Source organism: Streptomyces hyderabadensis (assembly GCF_020404845.1).
GTDB lineage: Bacteria > Actinomycetota > Actinomycetes > Streptomycetales > Streptomycetaceae > Streptomyces > Streptomyces hyderabadensis.
The window spans coordinates 164946-181944 of sequence record NZ_JAIOJZ010000002.1; the positions used below are offsets into that span (position 1 = coordinate 164946).

A 16999-nucleotide genomic window follows, 5' to 3' on the forward strand; every position below is an offset into this window, starting at 1 on the left:
TGTGATCTCACCTGGTGGACTCTTTCCGTCCGAGGTGCGGGATCAGTACGCCTCCACGACCTTGACCTCCTCCTCCGTGACCTCACCTTCCACGATGCGGAACGAGCGGAACTGGAATTCACCGGCGCCGTCGGTGTCCGCGGTGGAGACGAGGACGTAGTGGGCGCCGGGCTCGTTGGCGTAGCTGATGTCGGTGCGGGAGGGGTGGGCCTCGGTGGCGGTGTGCGAGTGGTAGATGACCACCGGCTCCTCGTCGCGGTCGTCCATCTCGCGGTAGAGCTTGAGGAGGTCCTGCGAGTCGAACTCGTAGAAGGTGGGCGAGCGGGCGGCGTTGAGCATGGGGATGAACCGCTCGGGGCGGCCCTCGCCGACGGGACCGGCCACCACGCCGCACGCCTCGTCGGGGTGGTCGGCGCGCGCGTGGGCGACGATCTGGTCGTACAGGGCCTGTGTGATGGTCAGCATGCGGCCAGGATAAGCAGACGGGCTCCCCCGTACCGGTGGGTGGTACGGAGGAGCCCACATGCCGGACATCCTGAGCGGTGGCCGTAGGGGAAGCCACGAGCGTCCCCGGTGGCCGGACGTCCTGGAGTGCGCGCGAAGGCGCTGGTCAGCGGCGTTCGACGGGTTTGTCAGCCGACGGGTCCGTCAGCCGATCTTCTCGAACTCCGGCTCGCCGGGCCGCTCGGTGATCTGCGGGTTGCGGCTCTTGAGCACCGCCCAGCCGATGCCGAGGGCGACCGCCCAGCCGGCCATCACGTACAGGCAGACGCGGGCGTCGGCGTCGTAGGCGATGAGGCAGGTGACGAAGAGGAGGAAGGCGATGGCGACGTAGGAGCAGACCGAGCCGCCCGGCGCCGGGAAGGAGGAGGCGGGCAGCCGGCCCGCGACGACCCCCCGGCGGTACAGCACGTGGCTGATCAGGATCATCAGCCAGGTCCAGATGCCGGCCGCGGTGGCGACGGAGGTGACGTAGCCGAAGGCCTTCTCCGGGACGAGGTAGTTCAGGACCACGCCGATGGCCATGAAGACCACCGAGACGGCGATGCCGATGGCCGGGGTCTTGGTCGAGGACAGCTTGTTGAAGACCCGGGGCGCCTCGCCGTTGTCCGCGAGGGTGCGCAGCATCCGGCCCGTGGAGTACATGCCGGAGTTGCAGGAGGACAGGGCTGCGGTCAGCACCACGAAGTTGACGATTCCGGCGCCGGCCGGGATGCCGATGACCGCGAAGGCCTCCACGAAGGGGCTGACGCCGTCGGCGAACTCGGTCCACTTGACCACCGCCAGGATGACGGTGAGGGCGCCGACGTAGAAGAGCGCGATGCGCCAGGGCAGGGTGTTGATCGCCTTGGGGAGGGTCTTCTCCGGGTTCTCGGACTCACCGGCGGTGACGCCGACCAGCTCGACGGCGAGGTAGGCGAACATGACGCCCTGGAGGGTCATCAGGGACGAGCCGATGCCCTTGGGGAAGAAGCCGTCGAACTCCCACAGGTTGGAGACGGCCGCGGTGTCGCCGGCCTGGCTGAAGCCGAAGGTGAGGACGCCGATGCCGATCACGATCATGCCGATGATGGCGGTGACCTTGACCATCGAGAACCAGAACTCGATCTCGCCGAAGAGCTTCACCGAGATCAGGTTGGCCACGAACAGCAGCACCAGGAAGACCAGGGCCGAGACCCATTGCGGGATGTCCGGGAACCAGTAGTGGATGTAGATGGCGGCGGCGGTGAGTTCCGCCATGCCGGTGACCACCCACATCAGCCAGTACGTCCAGCCGGTGAAGTAACCGAAGAAGGGACCGAGGAACTCGCGCGAGTACTCGGCGAAGGAGCCGGAGACGGGTCGGTACAGGAGCAGCTCGCCGAGCGCCCGCATGATGAAGAAGATGATCACACCCGCGAGGGCGTACATGAGGATGATGCTGGGGCCGGCCTTGGCGATGTTGGCCCCGGCGCCCAGGAAGAGACCGACGCCGATGGCGCCGCCGATCGCGATCATCTGGACCTGGCGGCTGTTGAGACCGCGCTCGTAGCCCTCTTCGGGGGCCTTGTCCGTGTCGACCTGCGCAGAGGTCATGTGTGGTGCGCCTTTCTCCATGCCGATCCGGACCTTCGCTCGGCCTCGGATCGGGTCTCGATCCCCCCGGATGATGGAGCTGAGCGGGCCTCACATCCCGCTCGGTGCCTGGCCGGCGGTCGGCCGGCTCGGTGGCGCACCCGGCCGAACATTCGGGTGGTGTTCGCCGGGCGGTCGTGAAGATTTACCACGACGGCGGCGCTGATCACAGGGGGCGTCTGTGACGTGTCACACAGGTAGAAGCGCACAAAAGCCGCGCCGATGGTGCAAAAACGGCGCGGCTTTGACGGGATCGTTATCCGGATTTGAGGCTCCGCTGAGCGGACACGGAGAGTGACGAACCGGTCCCGTTCAGGGCATAAGGGTCGCGACCAGCGACTCCTGGAGCCCGCCGAGCCAGAGGTACGCCATCACCATCGGCTTGCGCGGGTCCTCGTCGGGGAGCCGGTAGAGCAGGTCGGTGTCGTCCTCGTCGGCGATCTCCAGCCGGGAGCCGATCGCCAGGCGCAGGTCGTTGAGGGCGCCGAGCCACTGCCGGGACTCGTCCGCCGACAGCTTCAGCACCGCCCCGTCCTCCCCCGCGGACCGGGAGGCGACGGCGTCCAGGCCGCGGATCACCGCGAGCGCGCTGTCCCGCTTGCCGGCCCTGAGGTCGTTCTCGGTGTAGCGGCGGAACTCCGCGGAGTGCGCCCGCTGCTCCTCGGCCTCCTGTGCCTGCGGGGTGCCCTCGGGGTCGCCGTAGGCGTCCGGGAACAGGCGGCGCAGCACCGGGTCGGAGGGCGGCTCGCTCGGGCCCTCGGCGAACAGCTCGGCGAGCGGGTCGTCGGAGGCGTCCTCGGCGGGTCCCGGGCCGATCAGCTCCAGGAGCTGCACGGCCAGCGAGCGGATGATGGAGATCTCGACGTCGTCGAGCGCGACGGCCGCGCCGCCGCCGGGGAGCGGTTCGAATTGTCCGGGCATGAAGGCGATTCAGCTGCTTCCGTCCTGCGGGCGGGCGTGGGTCGTTTCCGGGCTCATTTCCGGTCCTGCTGGAGGGTGGCCCACAGACCGTAGCCGTGCATGGCCTGTACGTCCCGCTCCATCTCCTCCCGGCTGCCGCTGGACACGACCGCCCGGCCCTTGTGGTGGACGTCCATCATGAGCTTGGTGGCCTTGTCCTTCGAGTAGCCGAAGTACGTCTGGAAGACGTACGTCACGTAGCTCATGAGGTTGACGGGGTCGTTGTGGACGATCGTCACCCAGGGCACGTCGGGCTCGGGTACGGCGAAGACCTCCTCCGCCGACTCGGTCTTCTCGATCTCCATGGGTGCGGCTGCCGTCACACAGCCCATGCTGCCACCACAGGGGGGCACCCGCACAAACGGGCCTGTGGCGGGCGCCACGCGAACCGGGCGGACTTCGAAATCGTCAGACTGACGAAATGGGGGTACGATCCGTCGTATGAACACAGCGGACCTTGGGCTGCCGGTGGACGTCCCCTCGACGGCGCTCTTCACGGACCAGTACGAGCTGACCATGCTGCGGGCCGCCCTGAAGGCCGGTACGGCCGGGCGGCGCAGCGTGTTCGAGGTCTTCACCCGGCGGCTGCCGGACGGCCGCCGCTACGGCGTCGTGGCCGGCACCGGGCGGGTGCTGGACGCGGTGGAGAACTTCCGCTTCGACGCGGGCGTGCTGCGCTTCCTGCGCGAGCGGGACATCGTGGACGAGGAGACCCTGGACTGGCTGGCCCGGTACCGGTTCAGCGGCGACATCTGGGGCTATCCCGAGGGTGAGGTGTACTTCCCGGGCTCGCCGATCATGCGGGTGGAGGGCACCTTCGGCGAGTGCGTGCTGCTGGAGACGGTGATCCTGTCCATCCTCAACCACGACTCGGCGATCGCGGCCGCCGCCTCCCGGATGTCCTCCGCCGCCGGGGACCGCCCGCTGATCGAGATGGGCGCCCGGCGCACCCACGAGCTGGCCGCCGTCGCCGCCGCCCGCTCGGCCTACGTCGGCGGCTTCGCCACCACCTCCGACCTGGCCGCCGGCTTCCGCTACAACATCCCCACCGTCGGCACCTCCGCCCACGCCTTCACCCTGCTGCACGACCAGGAGCGGGACGCCTTCCGCGCCCAGGTGGACGCCCTGGGCCGGGACACCACGCTGCTCGTGGACACCTACGACGTCGCCGAGGCGGTCCGCACGGCCGTGGAGGTCGCCGGGCCCGAGCTGGGCGCGGTGCGCATCGACTCCGGCGACCTGCTGCTGGTCGCCCACCGGGTGCGCCAGCAGCTGGACGAGCTGGGCGCGACGGACACGAAGATCGTCGTCACCTCGGACCTGGACGAGTACGCCATCGCCTCGCTGGCGGCGGCGCCCGTGGACGCCTACGGCGTCGGCACCCAGCTGGTGACCGGCTCCGGGCACCCGACGGCCTCCATGGTCTACAAGCTGGTCGCCCGCGCCGAGTCCGGCCAGGAGGGCGCGCCGCTGGTGCCGGTGGCCAAGAAGTCCAGCGGCGGCAAGACCTCCGTCGGCGGCCGCAAGTGGGCCGCGCGGCGCCTGGACGCGGACGGGTACGCCGAGGCCGAGGTGGTCGGCACCGGGCCGGTGCCCGACGATCTCGCCGGCCGGCAGCTCCTGGTCGAGCTGGTCAAGGGCGGCGAGGTGGTCGCCCGCGAGCCGCTGGACGCCGCCCGGGACCGGCACGCCGCCGCCCGCGCCAACCTCCCGCTGTCCGCCACCCAGCTCTCCCGCGGGGAACCCGTCATTCCGACGGAGTACGCGCACGGGGGCTCGGGTAGCTAAAGCTGGTGCCCCTCAACCGCACATCCGAACCAGTCGAAGGACATCGACCATGCGCCGCGCCTTGATCGTCGTAGACGTGCAGAACGACTTCTGCGAGGGGGGCAGCCTCGCCGTGTCCGGCGGCGCCGACGTGGCCGCCGCCATCACCGAGCTGATCGGGCAGGCGCCCGCCGGCTACCGCCACGTGGTGGCCACCCGGGACCACCACGTCGCCCCGGGCGGCCACTTCGCCGACAACCCGGACTACGTCCACTCCTGGCCGGCGCACTGCGTCGCCGGCACCGAGGGCGTCGGCTTCCACCCGAACTTCGCCCCCGCCGTCGCCTCCGGCGCGATAGACGCCGTCTTCGACAAGGGGGCGTACGCCGCCGCCTACAGCGGCTTCGAGGGCGCCGACGAGAACGGCACGGGGCTCGCCGAGTGGCTGCGGTCCCGCGAGATCGACGAGGTCGACGTGGTGGGCATCGCCACCGACCACTGCGTGCGGGCCACCGCGCTGGACGCGGCCCGCGAGGGCTTCCGTACGCAGGTGCTGCTCGACCTGACCGCCGGGGTGGCGGTGGAGACCACCGAGCGGGCGCTGGAGGAGCTGCGGGCGGCGGGCGTGGAGCTGTCCGGGAAGCCGGTCGTGCAGTAGCGCCCCCGGGGGCTCCTAGGTCTGGGCGGTCGGGCGTCTGAGCAGGGCGCGGATGGGGTGCCACAGCTCCTGGACCAGGTCGGGGCCGCCCACGGTGCCCGCCACCGGTGCCGTGCGCCATATCAGGCCGTCCGGGTGGTGCAGGACCGCGGTGACCTCGTCCGGGGTCGGCGGGGCCGCGTTGCCCCGCAGGTAGACGCTGCGCAGCCCCAGGTTGCGCAGCCTGGTCAGGGCGCGCGCCCGGTTCTGGGCGTGGACGAGAAAACGCACGCTGCCGGCGCTCGACGCGGCGGGGCTGGGCAGGTTCAGTGCCACCACCACCGTGCCGTTCGGCAGCTTGCAGAAGCCTCCTGCGGCCATGCGGTCATACCCCCGAGTCAGCCTGGGTCGGTCCGGGCACCGGGCCCGGTGTCAATAAGAGAACCACAGGACGCACCTAAACACGGATCGGCGGTGACCCGCCAGGGGGTCACCGCCGATCATGCTCTGACCTGGGCAGATGCTATTTACCTGCCTGCGGGGCCAACCTCCAGCTCGATCGTCGAGCCGTTCTTGGCCTCCTTCAGGATCTTGATCTTCGTGTTGGTGTCAGTGATCTTGACACCGCCGGTCGGGTTCGCCGGGTCGTAGTAGTCGTTCTTGCGGTCGTTGAAGACCGAGACGCCCTTCGAGCCCGGGACGTACTTCGCGACGTCCGCCTTGTGCAGCGTCATGCCGTCCGTGCGGTAGAGGCTGAACGGCGAGTCGTACGCCTGGAAGCGGTTGCGCATCAGCGTCCCGTCCTTCCACTTCAGCGCGGTCGGGTGCGAGTCGATCGGCAGGACCAGGCCGGTGCCCGGGTGCTGGCTGGTGTTGTTGTCCGCCTGGGAGGTGTCCCACTTCCAGATCAGCAGGCCGTTCTGGTACGCGTAGTGCTCGACCCAGTTCGGGCGCTCCGAGAAGCCGAAGTTGTACGGGCCGGTCTTCAGCGTCTCGTCGTACGACACGTACTGCCGGTTCTCGGCGATGTAGTACTGCGCGTACTCCTTGGTGAAGGAGGCGCCCTTGCGGGTGAAGCCGTTCGCCGTCCACGCGGCGTCCTCGGTCTCCGCGTTGTCGGAGAAGAGGGTCTCGCCGTCGGCCGTCACCGCGATCTCGTCGGCGGTGAAGCCCTTCATGGCCAGGCCGCCGTCGGTCTGGTAGCGGAAGCGCAGGTCGATCTTCTTGCCGGCGTAGGCGTCCAGCGGGTAGACCAGCTTGCCGTAGGCGTCCACGGTGGCGCTCAGGGCGGGCTTGTCACTGCCGTCGCGCTGGATCGGCTGCCCGTCGAAGGTGCCGTCGATCGCGGTCCAGTTGGCGCCGCCGTCGGTGGACACCTCGGTGTAGAGGAAGTCGTAATCGGCCTCGATGTCGTACCAGCCGTCCAGGGTGAGGGAGGCGGACGACTTGCCGGTGAGGTCGACGCTGCGGGTCAGCGTGTTCTTGAGGTCGTTGCCGCTGCCGCTCCACCACTGGGTCTCGCCCTGGGCGGGGGTGACGATCTCGGTGGTGACCGCCTTCTTGGGCAGCTCGACGACCAGGCCCTGCTTGTGCTTGGTGTTGTACTCGGCCAGGCCCAGCTTGTGCCAGGAGCTGACGCCCGCCTTGGCGGTGTCGTAGTTCAGCCAGCCCAGCTGGAGCTTGTCCCAGGCGTTCATGTCGCCGGGCAGGTCGCCGATCTCGTTGCGGCCGGTGCCGAGCCAGGAGCCGGACGACATCAGCGTCCAGAAGCCGGTGGAGTTGTCGCCGCCGGCGGTGTCGTAGTGGTCCGGCAGGCCGAGGTCGTGGCCGTACTCGTGCGCGTAGACGCCGAGTCCGCCGTTCTCCGGCTGGATGGTGTAGTCGCCGACCCAGATGCCGGTGTCGCCGATCTGGGTGCCGCCGAGCTTGTTGTCGGCGGGGCCGGTGGCGCCGGCGTCGGTGCCGAAGGCGTACCAGCGGTGGGCCCAGATGGCGTCCTCGCCCTGCGCGCCGCCGCCCGCGGACTCGTCCTCGCCGGCGTGCACGATCTGGAAGTGGTCGATGTAGCCGTCGGGCTCGTTGAAGTCGCCGTCGCCGTCGTAGTCGTAGCGGTCCCACTGGTCGTACTGGGTCAGCTGGGACTTGATCTGGGCGTCGGTGCGGCCGGCCGCCTTCTGGTCGGCGACCCAGGCGGTGACGCCGTCCTGCACCGCGAACCAGGCGCAGTTGTCGGGGTCGCACTTGTTGGAGCCGTAGCGGGCCTCGTTGTAGGGGACCTTGACCCAGTCGGAGACCTCGCCGTCGACCGAGTAGCGGCCGGAGGACTGCTTCTCGTAGTAGGTCTTGACCGAGTTGACGCCCTTGCCGGAACCGAAGTACAGGTCCTGGAAGTGCTCCTGGTCGTAGTCCTCCTGCCAGGCCGTGGAGTTGTCCGTCTTGCGGTTCGGCTTGGCTATCTGGTTGTGCAGCGGGCCGGGGGTGCCGCCGTAGCGGCTGTCGACCTTGTCGCCGAACTCGACCAGGATGGTGAAGATCTTGTCCGTCTTCTCCCGGCCCAGCTCGACGTACTTGGCGTCGCCCTTCTTGCTCTTCAGCTGGACGACGTTGGAGCCGTCCTTCTTCTTCACCGACGCGTTGCCGGATATGACCTGCTTCAGGGCCTCTTCGCGCTGGGCGGCCTGAGTGTCGCTCAGCGGGCCCTTGAGGTCGTGGGAGCGGGTGGTCTTGTCCGGGCTCGGGTCGTGGCGGTTCACGGCCTCCGGCCGGGACGGCGAGTCCGCCTGCGCCACGCCGGCCGCCGAGAGCGTGGCGGTCGCGGCGGCGAGTGCGACGGTGGTCGCCGCCGTTCTGAACGTCCAGGATCTTCTGGTCACTTGAGTTCCTCCCCCGCGTGCACGCGCGCGGATGGGGGACCTAGGACAGTGCATAGTCCGCGCACACGTGATCAACGCGTGTAGTCAAGTGACGACATTTGACTAGAGGTTCGACGGAAAAGACAGACCTTGACTTGAGCAGAACAAGTGCACTATGCGGAGCCGCCGTTCGCTTTGCGGACACCGGATCGTGACCTTCGCCGGGTACGCGCCCGATAGGACGGACCCCGGACCGCCCCGACGGGCGCGCGGGACCGTCCACTTCCCGGACGTCATGAATCCGTGCGCCCCCCGTGCATCGGCCGTGCCGGTTAGGTCGGGCTTAGTACCGGTTCCGCTCGGGCACACAGCGGGTTAGAGTCGCTTGGCGGAACGCCCGGAGACCGGCGGAAAGCCAGGCCGACAGCCTGTCTCACCCCCATGATTGCCTTCCGAGGACACGATGGCCATGCCCCGTCCGACTGCCGCACAGTTCGCCTACGGTACGTGCACCGTGATCTTCTCGACGCTCGCCATGCTGCTGCTGTCGCAGACGAGTTCGGGCCCCGGAGTCGCCCTCATCGCCGTCGCGGCCCTCGCCCTCGGGCTGTTGGTCGCCATGACGGTCCCCCAGCCCAGGACGCGCGCGGTGACCGCCGTGCCGGCCCACCCGCTCGCCGCGGACCGGGAGCCGGTGCAGGTGCCCGCGGCGGCCCGGGTCTCCGCGGGCGCGGGCGAGGCCACGCGCGGGCGGGCCGCCTGAGCGTCCGCGTCCGCCGTCAACGGGTGCTGACCACGACCGTCTTGGCCGCCTTGTCGTGCAGGCCCTGCTTGTAGGGCTTGTCGAAGAAGCTCCAGCCGCCCGCGATGATCGTCCACACGCAGGCGCAGCAGAAGGCGAACGGGATCCACAGCACCAGGGCACGGATCAGCGACGTCTGCACCGCGGGCGTCGCCCCGTTGTCCAGGTTGGCCACCCGCATCCCCAGCCACTTCTTGCCGAGGGTCTGGCCCGTCCTGGTGATCATGTAGGTGTCGTACGCGATGTAGAGCACGGCGGCGATCACGGACTGCCCGAAGGACTTGCCGACCGAGACGTCGTCGCCGTCCACCGTGTACTCCTGGACGTTGAAGGCCCAGCTGAGCAGCCAGACCACGATGCCCACGAGGATCATGTCGATGATCCGCGCGAGCGTGCGGCGGCCGCTGTCGGCGAGCGGCGGCATCCCGGCCAGCGGATCGCCGGGGCGACCGCCGCCACCGCCGTACGGGTCACCGCCGTAGGGGCCGCCCGCACCGGGGGGAGGCGGGCTGCCGTACGGGCCGCCTCCCCCCGGTGGGGGCGGGGCACCGCCGTACGGGCCGCCTCCCCCCGGTGGGGGCGGGGCACCGCCGTACGGGCCGCCTCCGCCCGGGGGCGGGTTGTCGTAGGGGTTCTTCCTCAGCGGGTCGTCGTCCGGCGGCTGCTGCCCGCCGGCGCCGGGGGGCGGTTCGCTGCTCATGTCCCGAGTCGACCCCGGAGTCTCTTACGGCGCATCCGCCGAGGGCCGTCCGGTGGACGGGGGTGCGCCGTTCGGGGGTGAGGTGCGGGTTTCACCGGCGGGTGCGGTGCGTGGTGAAAAGAAGGGCGTGCACTGGACGCCGCTGAAAGGGGCGCGGGGAACTGCGCGACCAGCCCCCACGCACCCGCACCCGAAAACGAACCCCCCGCTCCCCCGCCCCCCGGCCGAGCTAGCCCGCGACGAACGTGCCGGCGGCCTTGTCGTGCCAGCACTGGTGCCACGGGCGGTCGAAGAGGCACCAGACGACGCCCACCACGCCGACGGCCAGGAGCCCCGGGACGCTGTAGACCAGCCAGCGGCGCAGCGCCGCGCCGAAGGACGGCGACTCGTGGGCCTCGATGTCCCGTACCTCAAGGCCGAGCAGCTTCTTGCCCAGGGTGCGGCCCCACCTGGCGGTGGGCAGCGCCTCGTAGACGACGCCGAAGAGCAGCAGGACGGCGAGCACGATGCCCAGGTACGTGGAGGTCGTGCCGTCCAGCAGCCAGACCGTGACGGTCTCGCCGGAGAGCTTGGCCTCGTCGATCTTGTCGTTGACGTGGTCGACCGCCTTGGCGCCGAGCGGTACGGCGGCCACGGCGGTGACGCCCGCGAGGACGACGGTGTCGATCAGCCGGGCGGCCAGCCGCTTGCCGAGACCGGCGGGCCGGGCCGCCGCCTGGCGCCGGGCGGCGGCCTGGAAGACGTCCTCGACCGGCGGCTTCCAGGGTGCGACGGGCTGCTCGTCCCCGCCCGCCCCGGCCAGCCGGTGCACCTGCTGTGCCCAGGAGGTCTGGCCGCCGCCGGGACCGCCCGCCGCGACCGGCGCGGCGGGGGCGGCGGGGGCGGGCTGCGGCGGGGGCGCCTGGTGGGGCACCGCGGGAGCGGCGGGCGCCTGGGGAACCGGCGCGGCGGCGGCCCGGGCGGCGGCGGCCTTGCCGGCCCCGAAGCCGGGCCCGGAGCCTGAACCGGCACCAGAGTCTGAACCGGCACCGGGGCCGCCGGGGCGCGTGCCCGTACGCGGGGTGACCGCGCGGAAGGTCATGGTGCCCTCGTCCTCCGCGGCGGCGGGGGCGTCCTGCCGCCCCGCCGTGGGCCGGCGGAAGACGAAGGTGTTGCCGCCCTGGGCCTCCGCCTCACCGGAAGCAGCGCCGGAGGCGGCCGCGGTGTCCTGCGCGGGCCGGTCGGCGCCCGCCGGGCCCGCGTCCGGCGCGGCACCGGAGCCCGCGGCGCCGTCGGTCTGCGGTGCGGCCTGCCGGGCGTGCGGGACCCGCGGGTCCGCGCCCCGCGCCGGGCCCGGCCAGGCGGCGCGCTGCCCGGGGGCGTCGGCGGGACCGGACGGGCCGGAGCGGTCGGCGCCCCAGGCGGTGGCGGACTCCGGACGGTTGCCGTGCTGGGAGGCGGCGGCGGGCGGCGGGTCCTCGACCGGGTCCTCGTCGAAGAAGTGCGGTCCGGTCTCCTCGACGGAGGGCCGCGCGCCGGGCGGAGGCGCGAGCGGCTCGCCGTCCTTGGGGGCGGGGCGGCTCGTGCCCGCCACCCAGGAGGCGCCGTTCCAGTAGCGGACGTATCCGGGGATGGACGGGTCCGGGTAGTACCCCTCGCGGGGCCTGTCGTCGCCGGGGGCCGGGGTTGGGGCGCTCATGTCCGTCGTCCCGTATCTGCTCGGGGGTTGATAGGGGGGCCTCAACATCTATCAGACGGCCGCAATCCGCACCGCCGGTCCCGCCGTACCCACCCCTTTCCGGGCAACCTCACGCCGGGACCTTCACATCCGGACGGGGGCCGGTACCCGGGGGCGGGCCGTACCCGGGGTGCCCCGAGGGCCGGGGCCGAGAAAAAAGATTCCCGAACCCGCGTAATGCTCCGGCCCCCGGCCGCTCTCTCCGGGCAAGAACCGTTCGAGACCCGGGAGAGGAACCCGCCATGCACCCCGATCACACCGGCCCCACCGTCGTGGAACGCGAGCTGGAGTTGCGGCTCGTGCTGTCGCCCGAGCACGGCATCCCGGTGCCGGCCAGGCTCGTCTACCACACCGACGACCCCTACGCCGTCCACATCACCTTCCACATCGACTCCGGCCACCCGGTGCACTGGACGTTCGCCCGCGACCTCCTGGTGGAGGGCGTCTTCCGGCCGTCCGGGCACGGCGACGTGCGGGTGTGGCCGTCGAAGGCGGAGGGCCGGAGCGTCGTGCTGATCGCGCTGAGCAGCCCGGACGGCGACGCCCTCCTGGAGGCGCCGACTCCTCAGGTGTCGGCCTGGCTGGAGCGGACCCTGCGGGCGTTGCCGCCGGGCACCGAGGGCACGCGGCTCGGGATCGACGACGGGCTGGCCGAGCTGCTCGCCCGGTGAGGAGCGGCGGCGGTCAGAAGAGCTTGCCCGGGTTGAGGATGCCCAGCGGGTCGAAGACCTGTTTGACGGCCCGCTGCATCTCCAGGCCCACCGGGCCGATCTCCCGGGCGAGCCACTCCTTCTTCAGTACGCCCACGCCGTGCTCCCCGGTGATGGTGCCGCCGAGTTCCAGGCCGAGCGCCATGATCTCGTCGAAGGACTCGCGGGCCCGCCGGGACTCGTCGGGGTCGGCGGCGTCGAAGCAGACGGTGGGATGGGTGTTGCCGTCGCCCGCGTGGGCGCAGACCCCGATGGTGAGGCCGTACTTCGCGGCGACCCGCTCGATGCCCGCCAGCATCTCGCCGAGCCGGGAGCGCGGCACGCACACGTCGTCGATCATCGTGGTGCCCTTGACCGCTTCGAGGGCGGTCAGGGCCAGGCGCCTGGCCTGGAGGAGGAGTTCGGACTCGGCCGCGTCCTCGGCCGGGACCACCTGCGTGGCGCCCGCGGCCTCGCACAGCGCGCCGACGGCGGCCAGGTCGGCGGCCGGGTCGGCGGTGTCGAAGGCGGCCAGCAGCAGGGCCTCGGTGCTCTCCGGGAGACCCATGTGGGCGAGGTCGTTGACCGCCTTGACGGTCGTACGGTCCATCAGTTCGAGGAGGGAGGGGACGTGGCCGCCCTCCATGATCCGGCAGATCGCGTCGCAGGCGGCGGCCGCGGAGGCGAACTCGGCGGCCAGCACCAGCTGCTCGGGCGGCTTGGGGCGCAGCCCGAGGACCGCCTTCACCACGATGCCGAGCGAGCCCTCGGAGCCGACGAAGAGCCGGGTGAGGTCGTACCCGGCGACGCCCTTGGCGGTGCGGCGGCCGGTGGACATCAGGCGGCCGTCGGCGAGGACGACGTCCAGGCCGAGGACGTACTCGGCGGTCACCCCGTACTTGACGCAGCACAGGCCGCCGGAGGCGGTGCCGATGTTGCCGCCGATGGTGCACATCTCCCAGCTGGAGGGGTCCGGCGGGTAGTAGAGGCCGTGTTCGTTCACCGCGCGGGAGAGCGCGGCGTTGACGACACCCGGTTCGACGACGGCGACGCGGTCGACCGGGTTGATCTCCAGGATGCGGTCCATCTTCGTCAGGGACAGGACCACGCAGCCGTCGGTGGCGTTGGCCGCGCCGGACAGGCCGGTGCGGGCGCCCTGCGGGACCACCGGGACGCGCAGCTCGGTGGCGGTGCTCATGACGTGCTGGACGTCCGCCACGGTGCTCGGCAGGACGACCACGGCGGGGGCGCCGGCCGGGCAGAAGCTCGCCATGTCGTTGGCGTAGGAGGCCGTGACGTCGGGGTCGGTGAGGACGGACCCGGCGGGCAGACCGGCCGTCAGCCGGTCGACGAGAGTGCTGGCGACCGCCGCGGCTGCGTCGTCTTCGTCGCGAGGCGCTTCGATACGGCTCATGATCACAGCGTCGCACCCGGGGCCATCGGTGTGAACCCCGTCGACGGCACCCGTCGCCTGTCCGGTGCGATCGTCATATTGGCGCACAGTGAGCGCCATGAACGCCATGAACACCGTGGACGCCGTGGACGCCGTGCAGCGGGACACCCGGGGCGGGCGGCGGCGGTCGCGCCGCGGACGCCGGGTGCTGATCGCCTCCGTCGCCGGGGCCGCCGTACTCGGCGGGGTCCTGGTGCTGCTCCCCTGGGACGGTGACGGCGCTCCCCCGCCCGCGCCGGGGCCCGCGGCGCTGGCGCGCGGGGCGGTCACCACCGGGGTGCCCGCCGCACTGCCGGACCTGGCCGCGCTGATCGGCGACCGGGAGAGCCATCTGCGGGCGCATCCGCTGGACGGGGCGTCGTGGGCGGTGCTCGGCGCGGCCTACGTCGAGCAGGGCCGCCGTACCGCGGACGGCGCGAACTGGCCGAAGGCCGAGAAGGCGCTGCGCACCTCGCTGAAGACCGGGCCCGAGCGCAACCCGCAGGCGCTGGAGGGGCTCGCGGCGCTGGCGGTGGCCCGCCGGGACTTCCCCACCGCGAAGAAGTGGGGCGAGAGCGCGGTGAAGGCGGCGCCGAAGCGGTGGACGGCGCACGCGGTGCTGATCGGCGCGTACGCCGGGCTCGGCGACCACGAGGGCGTGGGCCGGGCCCTGGACAAGGTGCTTCAGCTGCGCCCGGACGCCCCGGCGGCGGGCGCGCTGGCGGCGGCCGTCTACCGGGACCGGGGCTGGCGGGAGGACGCGGCGGCCCGGATCTCGGACGCGGCGGCGGCCGCCGGGGCACCGGCCGAGCGGGCGGCGTACCTGGAGCAGGCCGGGCGGCTGGCGTTCGAGCGCGGGGACCGCGAGGAGGCGCTGCGGTTCTTCCAGGAAGCGCTGCGCACCGACCCGGACCAGCGGGCCGCCCAGGCCGGGCAGGGCCGGGCACTGGCGGCGCTGGGCCGGACGACGGAGGCGCTGTCCGCGTACCAGGCGGCGCTGGCCAAGCGGCCCAGCCCCGAGTACGCGCTGGAGCTGGGCGAGCTGTACGAGTCGCTGGGCCTCGGGCAGGCGGCGCGGGTCGAGTACGACCTGCTGCGGGAGCGGGCGCGGGGCGCGGAGGCGGCCGGGGCCGACGAGCAGCTGGTGCTGGGGCGGCTCGACGCGGACCACGGCGATCCGGCGGCGGCGGTGGAGCGGCTGCGGACCGAGTGGGGCCGGCAGCCGGGGACCGAGGTCGCCGACGCGCTGGGCTGGGCGCTGCACCGCACCGGTGCGGACGAGGAGGCGCTGGAGTTCGCGACGCTCGCGACCGACGGCGACAAGGGCGGCGGGGTGCGCAGCGCGCTGTACGCCTTCCACCGGGGGATGATCGAGAAGGCGCTGGAGCGGTACGGGCCCGCGCGTCGGCACCTGCGGGAGGCGCTGACGATCAACCCGTACTTCTCGCCGCTGCGGGCGCCGGAGGCGAAGCGGGCGCTGGCGGAGCTGGGCGAGCCCCCGGTGGAGGGCCCGCCCGGCTAGACGGCACTGGGCGTCACCAGGCGTCTCAGAGGTTGCCGCGCTTCTCCTGCTCGCGCTCGATCGCCTCGAACAGGGCCTTGAAGTTGCCCTTGCCGAAGCCCATGGAGCCGTGGCGTTCGATCATCTCGAAGAAGACGGTCGGACGGTCCTGGACCGGCTTGGTGAAGATCTGCAGCAGGTAGCCGTCCTCGTCGCGGTCGACGAGGATCTTCAGCTCGCGCAGGATGTCGACGGGCACCCGGGTCTCGCCGGCCCACTCGCCGAGCGTGTCGTAGTACGAGTCGGGGGTGTCCAGGAACTCGACGCCGGCCGCCTTCATCGCGCGGACGGTCGCCACGATGTCGTTGGTGTTCAGCGCGATGTGCTGGACGCCGGCGCCGCCGTAGAACTCCAGGTACTCGTCGATCTGGGACTTCTTCTTGGCGACGGCGGGCTCGTTGATCGGGAACTTGACCTTGAGGGTGCCGTCGGCCACGACCTTCGACATCAGCGCGCTGTACTCGGTGGCGATGTCGTCGCCCACGAACTCCTTCATGTTCGTGAAGCCCATGACCTTGTTGTAGAAGCCGACCCACTCGTTCATGCGGCCGAGTTCGACGTTGCCGACACAGTGGTCCACGGCCTGGAAGACGCGCTGCTCGGGCGGGGCGACCATCGGCTTGGCGGCGACGTACCCGGGCAGGTAGGGGCCGTCGTAGCCGGTGCGCTCGACGAGGGTGTGCCGGGTCTCGCCGTAGGTGGCGATGGCCGCGAGGACCACGGTGCCGTGCTCGTCCTTGACCTCGTGCGGCTCGGCGAGCGAGCGGGCGCCGTGCTCGACGGCGTAGGCGTGGGCGGCGCGGGCGTCCGGGACCTCGATGGCGAGGTCGACGACGCCGTCGCCGTGCTCGGCCACGTGCTGGGCGAGGAAGCGGCCCCAGTCGGTCGAGGGCTTGATCACCGAGGTGAACACGAAGCGGGCGGAGCCGCTCTCCAGGACGTAGCTCGCGGTCTCCCGGCTGCCGTTCTCCGGTCCGGAGTACGCGACCAGCTTCATGCCGAAGGCGGTGGAGTAGTAGTGCGCGGCCTGCTTGGCGTTGCCCACGGCGAAGACGACCGCGTCCATTCCCTTGACCGGGAAGGGATCGGCCTGCCGGGCGGTGTCGGGAGTGTGGTGTGTGGTCTGCGTCATAGCCGCAGGTTCTCCCGTGTCCGCAAGGTGCGCAATAGTTTGCGTTTCCAGTGGGCAACCTGACCAGTGATATGCCGGTGGAGGCAGGCGATCTGTACAGGATGACCAGCCGGGAGGGTGCGGGTATGGCGGTGACGGGGATCGACCGACTGGACGGGCGGATCATCGGTCTGCTGGCGCGGGAGCCGCGGATCGGGGTGCTGGAGATGTCCCGGCGGCTCGGGGTGGCCCGCGGCACGGCGCAAGCGCGGCTCGACCGGCTTCAGTCGAACGGAGTCATACGCGGTTTTGGTCCCGAGGTGGACCCGGCGGCCCTCGGCTACCCGGTCACCGCGTTCGCCACGCTGGAGATCCGGCAGGGCCAAGGGGCCGACGTACGGGCGCACTTGGCGACCGTTCCGGAGGTGCTGGAGCTGCACACCACGACCGGCACCGGGGACATGCTGTGCCGCCTGGTGGCCCGCTCGAACGCCGATCTCCAGCGGGTGATCGACCGGGTTGTCGGTTTTGATGGCATCGTCCGGGCCGCCACGGCGATCGTCATGGAGAACCCCGTTCCGCTGCGGATCATCCCGCTGGTGGAGCAGGCGGCCGAGGACAGCGCCGGACACGACTGAGGCGGGACCGACCCGGAG

16 protein-coding genes are annotated in these 16999 nt (G+C 71.5%); 6 read left to right on the top strand and 10 right to left on the bottom strand.

The features are described 5' to 3' along the window. Positions 1 to 42: 42 nt before the first annotated feature. The 4 genes from K7854_RS03070 to clpS form a co-directional block, all read right to left on the bottom strand. Positions 43 to 465, bottom strand: coding sequence for a M67 family metallopeptidase (locus tag K7854_RS03070; RefSeq protein WP_226024776.1), 423 nt, complete (start codon positions 463 to 465; stop codon positions 43 to 45). A 183-nt stretch (positions 466 to 648) separates the two neighbouring features. Beyond that, positions 649 to 2076, bottom strand: a complete 1428-nt coding sequence (locus K7854_RS03075) for an amino acid permease (protein WP_226024777.1) — start codon at positions 2074 to 2076, stop codon at positions 649 to 651. Between the two features lie 351 nt (positions 2077 to 2427). Next, entirely contained in the window at positions 2428 to 3036 is a 609-nt protein-coding gene (locus K7854_RS03080) for a DUF2017 domain-containing protein (RefSeq protein WP_226024778.1), read from the bottom strand. A 53-nt stretch (positions 3037 to 3089) separates the two neighbouring features. Continuing rightward, entirely contained in the window at positions 3090 to 3407 is a 318-nt protein-coding gene (gene clpS, locus K7854_RS03085) for an ATP-dependent Clp protease adapter ClpS (protein WP_102930550.1), read from the bottom strand. A 109-nt stretch (positions 3408 to 3516) separates the two neighbouring features. Between clpS and K7854_RS03090 the strand changes: the two genes are divergently transcribed. Together K7854_RS03090 and K7854_RS03095 are read left to right on the top strand one after the other, a co-directional pair. After that, positions 3517 to 4863, top strand: coding sequence for a nicotinate phosphoribosyltransferase (locus K7854_RS03090; protein ID WP_226024779.1), 1347 nt, complete (start codon positions 3517 to 3519; stop codon positions 4861 to 4863). A gap of 49 nt (positions 4864 to 4912) precedes the next feature. Beyond that, positions 4913 to 5500 carry a nicotinamidase gene (locus tag K7854_RS03095; protein WP_226024780.1) on the top strand — a complete coding sequence of 196 codons (588 nt, stop codon included), beginning with the start codon at positions 4913 to 4915 and terminating at the stop codon, positions 5498 to 5500. Positions 5501 to 5515: 15 nt separating this feature from the next. On the opposite strand, the gene K7854_RS03100 is transcribed toward K7854_RS03095, so the two are convergent. Continuing rightward, positions 5516 to 5860 carry a hypothetical protein gene (locus tag K7854_RS03100; RefSeq protein ID WP_226024781.1) on the bottom strand — a complete coding sequence of 115 codons (345 nt, stop codon included), beginning with the start codon at positions 5858 to 5860 and terminating at the stop codon, positions 5516 to 5518. A 146-nt stretch (positions 5861 to 6006) separates the two neighbouring features. After that, positions 6007 to 8352 carry an immune inhibitor A domain-containing protein gene (locus K7854_RS03105; RefSeq protein ID WP_226024782.1) on the bottom strand — a complete coding sequence of 782 codons (2346 nt, stop codon included), beginning with the start codon at positions 8350 to 8352 and terminating at the stop codon, positions 6007 to 6009. 442 nt (positions 8353 to 8794) lie between these two features. On the opposite strand from K7854_RS03105, the gene K7854_RS03110 reads away from it, so the two are divergent. Beyond that, the gene (locus K7854_RS03110) at positions 8795 to 9094 is read left to right on the top strand and encodes a hypothetical protein (protein WP_226024783.1); all 300 of its coding nucleotides are present in this window, start codon (positions 8795 to 8797) and stop codon (positions 9092 to 9094) included. A 16-nt stretch (positions 9095 to 9110) separates the two neighbouring features. Here K7854_RS03110 and K7854_RS03115 read toward each other — a convergent pair whose 3' ends face one another. Together K7854_RS03115 and K7854_RS03120 are read right to left on the bottom strand one after the other, a co-directional pair. After that, positions 9111 to 9833: an RDD family protein gene (locus K7854_RS03115; RefSeq protein ID WP_226024784.1), complete on the bottom strand. Its 723-nt coding sequence runs from the start codon at positions 9831 to 9833 to the stop codon at positions 9111 to 9113. A gap of 229 nt (positions 9834 to 10062) precedes the next feature. Then, a complete protein-coding gene (locus tag K7854_RS03120) occupies positions 10063 to 11511 on the bottom strand; it encodes an RDD family protein (protein WP_226024785.1) in 1449 nt (482 codons plus the stop codon). 281 nt (positions 11512 to 11792) lie between these two features. On the opposite strand from K7854_RS03120, the gene K7854_RS03125 reads away from it, so the two are divergent. After that, positions 11793 to 12221, top strand: a complete 429-nt coding sequence (locus tag K7854_RS03125) for an SsgA family sporulation/cell division regulator (RefSeq protein WP_226024786.1) — start codon at positions 11793 to 11795, stop codon at positions 12219 to 12221. A gap of 13 nt (positions 12222 to 12234) precedes the next feature. Here the strand turns inward: K7854_RS03125 and K7854_RS03130 are convergent, their stop codons facing one another. Beyond that, a complete protein-coding gene (locus K7854_RS03130) occupies positions 12235 to 13659 on the bottom strand; it encodes an FAD-binding oxidoreductase (RefSeq protein WP_372480989.1) in 1425 nt (474 codons plus the stop codon). Between the two features lie 100 nt (positions 13660 to 13759). Here K7854_RS03130 and K7854_RS03135 point away from each other — a divergent pair, with 100 nt between their 5' ends. After that, complete coding sequence (locus K7854_RS03135) at positions 13760 to 15193, top strand: tetratricopeptide repeat protein (RefSeq protein ID WP_226024871.1); 1434 nt, start codon at positions 13760 to 13762, stop codon at positions 15191 to 15193. 25 nt (positions 15194 to 15218) lie between these two features. Here the strand turns inward: K7854_RS03135 and hppD are convergent, their stop codons facing one another. After that, a complete protein-coding gene (gene hppD, locus K7854_RS03140) occupies positions 15219 to 16364 on the bottom strand; it encodes a 4-hydroxyphenylpyruvate dioxygenase (protein WP_226024788.1) in 1146 nt (381 codons plus the stop codon). A 125-nt stretch (positions 16365 to 16489) separates the two neighbouring features. Between hppD and K7854_RS03145 the strand changes: the two genes are divergently transcribed. Then, positions 16490 to 16981 (top strand): Lrp/AsnC family transcriptional regulator, encoded by a 492-nt coding sequence (locus K7854_RS03145; protein WP_226024789.1) that lies wholly within the window; start codon positions 16490 to 16492, stop codon positions 16979 to 16981. Positions 16982 to 16999 lie beyond the last annotated feature (18 nt).